Source organism: Morganella morganii H1r (assembly GCF_000633515.1).
Classification (GTDB): Bacteria; Pseudomonadota; Gammaproteobacteria; order Enterobacterales; family Enterobacteriaceae; genus Morganella; species Morganella morganii_B.
The window spans coordinates 1-5,191 of record NZ_AYMP01000045.1 but is presented as its reverse complement, the minus strand read 5'-3'; the positions used below and the strand labels follow the sequence as shown (position 1 = coordinate 5,191).

The following is a 5,191-nucleotide window of genomic DNA, read 5'->3' as shown; positions in this document are numbered from 1 at the left end:
ATTCATGTTAAATCGCTGGCTATCAACTCCTCCAATATCTCAACTGAAACCATCGACGGTGACGAGCATATCGTCATTCGCGGCGTTGTGCCTGTTGTTGATGACGTTGTGATGAACGGAGGGCTGTATCCGGCCAGCGAAATTAACAAAAGCTTTAAGTCGATGGAGGGGCGGCAGTGCCCGTACGGACATCCCAAAATCGGCACAGATTACGTATCGGCTGACACGCCGAGGGCGGTAAATCAGTTTCACATCGGTGCATGGGCTGAAAATGTCCGCAAAGATGGCGAAAGGGTCATCATGGACGTGAAGGTTAATCGCCGTTTCGCTGATGCCACAGAGAAAGGCAAAGAGTTCCTTGCCCGTGTGGATGACATCATTGCCGGTAACAGCACGGACCCGATTCACGTATCAACCGGATTACTGCTACAGCGCGAGCAGAATAAAGGCAAGTCAAAGGGAAAACCGTATACATGGGTAGCCCGAAACATGCACTTTGACCATATCGCCATTCTTCCGGTGAGTGAGCCCGGTGCAGCTACACCTGGTGACGGCGTCGGGATGTTCGTTAACTCTGACGGTCAGAAATGCGATATCGAAAATGTCTGTCTGATTGATGCGGCAAACTGTACGAAAGCTGACATCCTCAGCCAGGTGAAATTCTTTTTTACCAATGGCTCTAACTTTTCTTTTGAAGATATCCACAAAGCACTGCGCGACGCCCTGAGAGAGCAATCATCAGGTGACGACTGGCCTTATCCGGAAACCGTCTGGCCTGACAAATTCATCTACTACAAATCCGGTAAAACCTACCAGCAAAAATACCTCATTGACGATAGCGGCGAAGCTGATCTTGTCGGTGAGCCCATTGAAGTTGTGCGCAAGCCAACAGAGTACGAAGTAAAAACCAATAAGGAAAACGACCCGATGAAACAACTCATCACAAACTCGCTGAAGGCAAAAGGCATCGACACAGAGGGTAAATCCGATGCTGAGCTGATGGATGCGTACAACCAGATGATCGCCAATGAATCCAAAGGCGAAGAAACGCCGGAAGAGAAAGCGGCGCGTGAGAAGGCTGAGAAAGAAGCTAAGGAAGCCAAAGATAAGGCAACCAACGTCGATATGCAGACCATGATCACTGCTGCCGTCAATGCGGCTGTCGCACCTCTTCAGGCTCAGTTAAACGCAAATGCTGACAAAGAAAAGTCAACCATGCGTGAAGCAGTGAAAGCCAAGTTAGGCATGTCAGATGTTGCCGTTAACTCGCTCGATGGCGAACCGCTAAAAGAACTGTACGCGCAGTGCGCACCGGTTCAGGGGCTGAATGGTTCGTTCCATTCTCAGCAGAACTCTTCCACCTCAGTATCAGAAATGCCGGAGTAAAACGAAATGGCGAACAAAACAAAACGTGTGATTCATGCGGGAGGTATTTTCCCTAACCCGCTGTTAAATCGTGAAGGCGAGGCGTTAGCAGACATTAAGCCCGGCACGGTAGGCTTTTTCGATGGCGGCAAGTTCAAAGCCTCAGTAGATGGTAAAGAGTCGGCGATCCTGTACGTGGCAAACATGGATTATCTGCGCTGCAAAGGTGTAGATGACGACCTGAAGGCCGGCGATTGGGTGGTGGCAATCCAGCCATTGCAGGGATTATTCATGAACGTCCGCGCTGCTGCCGGTACGTACAAAAAAGGCCAGCCGGTGATTGTTGCCAACGGCCAGATCACAGCGGCCACCGCTGCGGAAGGTGAAGTTGTATTCGCCTATGTCGAAGAAGATTCAGCACTGACCGCTAAGGCGGGTGAGCTGGTTCGCGTTGTGTTCAAGTAAGGAGAACCGAATGTTTTATTTTTCAACCAAAAAAGCGACCGAAACCGGCAACCTTGAAGCTGTTAATGCTCAATTTCGTGAGCTTCAGCTAGCGCGCAATTCATCCTCTCAAGCAGTGGCTGACTTTATCTCACGCGCTCGTTATCGCAGTGAGGATGCACCAAAACTTGATGCTGCAAATGCTGTTGACGACATTAAGCGCTTATACAAGGCGTATGACCAGACTGTAACAGCTGAATTCCAACCCACAACAGAGTTTACATTGTTAAACGACTTAATGGGGCTGTCTCGATCTGTTCGACTGGAAGAGTCGGTGTATGAATACGCCCGCAAAGGCAGTGGTGGTGTGGCTCATACATCAATGTCCGGCCAGATTGGTGCGCTGCTGGATGCAGGCGCGTTCACCTTCGACGGTACTATGGTGCCGATTCACGATACCGGCTTTAAGTTCGGCTTCCGTGACCCGATTTTCGCGAAAGGTTCCGCGCTGGCATCTCTGTCCGATGCGCAGTCTGATTCTGTTGATACTGTCCGCCGCAAGTATGTTGACTTTATCTGGAACGGGTTCCGTGATTCAGAAGGTAATTTCATCAAGTTTGACGGCAAGTCATGGAAAGGCCTTCGTGCTGATGAGCGCGTAGCCCAGGTGGAGCTGACGATTGACTTTGCCACAGAGCAGGACGGCAAGAAAATCCGCGCCGAAATTATCAAGCTGCGTGACGTGCTGAAACTGAAAAACCTGCAATACGGTGAGCAAACCTGGTATGTGTCAGGTGAAATCCTGTCAAATTGGGAAAGCGTGTATTTCGACGTTAACCAGACCCGCACCATCCTGGACGAAGTGAAGAAAATCACCGGCATCAAAGACATCAAAGAAGATTACGAGCTGAAAGGCAATGAAATGGTAGTCGTTCCACTGGGTGCCGGTGTTATCGCTCCGATTGTCGGTCAGGCGTTCGGTACTGTTGCAGACCCGCGTCAGTTCTATAACTCTGATTACGTATGGCGCACATGGGGTGCTGCTGGCCTGATGGTTAAACAGGACATCAGCGGTCACTTCTCAGTCGTTCACGCGAAAGGCGCATAAGGGGGATTTATGGCACTGGTAAAAATCTTAGCAGGAAACATTTTTGCCGGTGCCGACCTTCAGAAACTGGAGGTCGGCGCTGTCTATGATGTTAATGATGACCTGGCAAAAAGCTGGATTGCCAGCGGTAAGGCTGAGCACACAAATGAAAAAAGTGGGGAATTGATTTTTGAAGTTTCCACACCGGCTAAACATGAAGGAGATGACCAATTCACGGCAGAGCTGGCAACAGCGAAACTCCTGATCGCAGAACTGGAAGAGAAAAACGCTCAATTGCCGGTTATCTCTGGCGAGCTTGCCGATGCCAATGAAAAGGTATCGGCTCTCACCGCAGAACTGGAAGAGAAAAACGCGCAGTTTGACGCAGTCACTGCTGAACTGAATGCGCTGAAAAGCGGCAAAAAGGCGAAATAATGCAGATAACTCTTGATGACGTAAAGCCGATGATTGCGGAACTCGGGTTTACATTGCCTGATTCTGTGCTGTCGCTGTTACTGAGTCAGGTTAATGCAAAGTCCGGATGTCTCGAAGCCAATTACGACGAAACCACGCAGAAACTGCTGCTGATCTACACCGTTGTGAGGTTGGCCTCGCTGTCTGGCGCACGAAAGATATCATCACAGAGCGCTCCTAACGGAGCGTCCCGCTCCTTCGCATATGATTCTGCCGGTACTGATTATCTGCTGAATCAGATCCGCGCATGGGACAGCGCCGGGTGTCTTTCTGATTTGCCTCTGTCGAGTAAAACAGTCGGTTTCTTTGGTGTGGTAGGAGGGTATCAATGATTGAAGCAAAAGCACTGGCTGACAAGCTGAATCAACTTTATAACTTAGACCCAGATGGAACGAGTAATCTCGTCAAATCAAGGGTGGAATTTAATTCGAAACTTGGTGATGCGGACATTCCATTTATGTGTTCAAAATCAAGTGATGGCGTACTGACCATGGGTATCGTTGGATTTATTAATGCGCTGGTTAATCCAGGGTCTGGATTTGTGGCTGCTGTATTTGATGATGGCGCATTAAGTGGATTCACAGTCACGGGATGTGAGAACTGTGAACCATACCAATTTGAAAGCTATGCGTTATGAGTTCAGTTGCAAATTGGGCATATACCTCATGGGCGACGCTGTGGCGGTCTGCAGGGAAGGATAAATACGGCAAGCCTGAATTCTCGGAGCCGGTTCATTTCCTGTGTGGCTATGGTAGTGAACTGAAAGCCGGAAAGATTGATATCGGCTCAGAAATCACTATCAAACTGGTGTTCTGGACTGAGTACGCTGATGCGAAGAAAGGTGATTTTATCGCTATCGGCAAGCACTCAGGTGATCCGGTATCTGCCGGTGCTGACGAAATCAAATTCATCAAACGTGATGAGGATGTATTCGAGCACATAGCGGATGATTACACCCTGATAACGGCGGTGTGATATGGCGGCAAAAATCAGAGGTATCGCAGAGGTCAGCGCCAATATCAATGCACTGGTCGGCAATATCACCGGTCGCAAAGTTACCCGCGCAATACAGGCGGCGATGCTGATTGGTGGAGCTCAGGCCACGCTGTTTACGCCTATCGACACATCAACGCTTATCAACTCTCAGTTCCGTGAAATCACAGTTAACGGCACCCGCGTTACCGGTCGTGTCGGATATTCTGCGAACTACGCGGTATTTGTTCATGACCCGAAAGTTAAGCAGACATTCCGGCGCACCACTGCGCGAAAAGAGTTCCTTACGCTGGGATTTGAAGAGAGTCGAGATGAGATTGAAGCAGCCATGCATCAGGAGATGCGCATATGATACACGAAGCGTTTGAGCGTTATCTGAACCGCGCTGGTCTGCTGGATGATTTCACTGTTCAGTACCTGACGTGGACGGAAGAACCGGATTCACGCACGCAGCAATATGCCGTCATTCAGCCTGACGGCGGCAGCGGCAGATTTGCTGACCTTGGCGCTGACGACAATGTAATGCTGATTCTGGTATCTGCACAGAACGATCCGGAGCCGGTGTTAACCAGGGCGAAAGACATTCTCAGTTTCGTATCCGAGTTTCCTGACGATTGCGAACTTAACTCAATCTACAACCTTGGCGGCATGCCGAAGCCGGTACCGACAGAAGAAGGCCGGTTCATTATGCAATTGGCTTTCCGCTGCACATCCTGAACAAACACACTTCAAACAGGTCGCTTATGCGGCCTTTTTTATTTGCAAATAAAGAGGTTACAACATGGCACAATGCCCTGATGATAAAGGCCTGGTGATGGGTAATGCGGG

9 protein-coding genes are annotated in these 5,191 nt (G+C 49.6%); all 9 read left to right on the top strand.

The window, feature by feature from the left end; genetic code table 11:
* Positions 1–1,386 (top strand): DUF2213 domain-containing protein (locus tag U868_RS0120275; protein WP_025154872.1); only part of this gene is annotated, 1,386 nt, incomplete at its 5' end.
* 6 nt (positions 1,387–1,392) lie between these two features.
* Positions 1,393–1,830 (top strand): hypothetical protein, encoded by a 438-nt coding sequence (locus tag U868_RS0120270; RefSeq protein ID WP_025154871.1) that lies wholly within the window; start codon positions 1,393–1,395, stop codon positions 1,828–1,830.
* Between the two features lie 10 nt (positions 1,831–1,840).
* Positions 1,841–2,917: a major capsid protein gene (locus U868_RS0120265; protein ID WP_025154870.1), complete on the top strand. Its 1,077-nt coding sequence runs from the start codon at positions 1,841–1,843 to the stop codon at positions 2,915–2,917.
* Between the two features lie 9 nt (positions 2,918–2,926).
* Positions 2,927–3,331 (top strand): hypothetical protein, encoded by a 405-nt coding sequence (locus U868_RS0120260; protein ID WP_025154869.1) that lies wholly within the window; start codon positions 2,927–2,929, stop codon positions 3,329–3,331.
* Positions 3,331–3,702 carry a DUF7370 family protein gene (locus U868_RS0120255; protein WP_025154868.1) on the top strand — a complete coding sequence of 124 codons (372 nt, stop codon included), beginning with the start codon at positions 3,331–3,333 and terminating at the stop codon, positions 3,700–3,702. The genes U868_RS0120260 and U868_RS0120255 overlap by 1 nt, the downstream gene beginning before the upstream one ends.
* Complete coding sequence (locus tag U868_RS0120250; RefSeq protein WP_025154867.1) at positions 3,699–4,007, top strand: hypothetical protein; 309 nt, start codon at positions 3,699–3,701, stop codon at positions 4,005–4,007. The genes U868_RS0120255 and U868_RS0120250 overlap by 4 nt, the downstream gene beginning before the upstream one ends.
* On the top strand, positions 4,004–4,345 hold the full coding sequence (locus U868_RS0120245; RefSeq protein ID WP_025154866.1) for a hypothetical protein: 342 nt from the start codon (positions 4,004–4,006) through the stop codon (positions 4,343–4,345). Before U868_RS0120250 ends, U868_RS0120245 begins: the two co-directional genes overlap by 4 nt.
* Before the next feature lies 1 nt (position 4,346).
* Complete coding sequence (locus U868_RS0120240; RefSeq protein WP_025154865.1) at positions 4,347–4,715, top strand: hypothetical protein; 369 nt, start codon at positions 4,347–4,349, stop codon at positions 4,713–4,715.
* Entirely contained in the window at positions 4,712–5,080 is a 369-nt protein-coding gene (locus U868_RS0120235) for a phage tail termination protein (RefSeq protein ID WP_025154864.1), read from the top strand. Before U868_RS0120240 ends, U868_RS0120235 begins: the two co-directional genes overlap by 4 nt.
* The last annotated feature ends 111 nt before the right edge of the window (positions 5,081–5,191 follow it).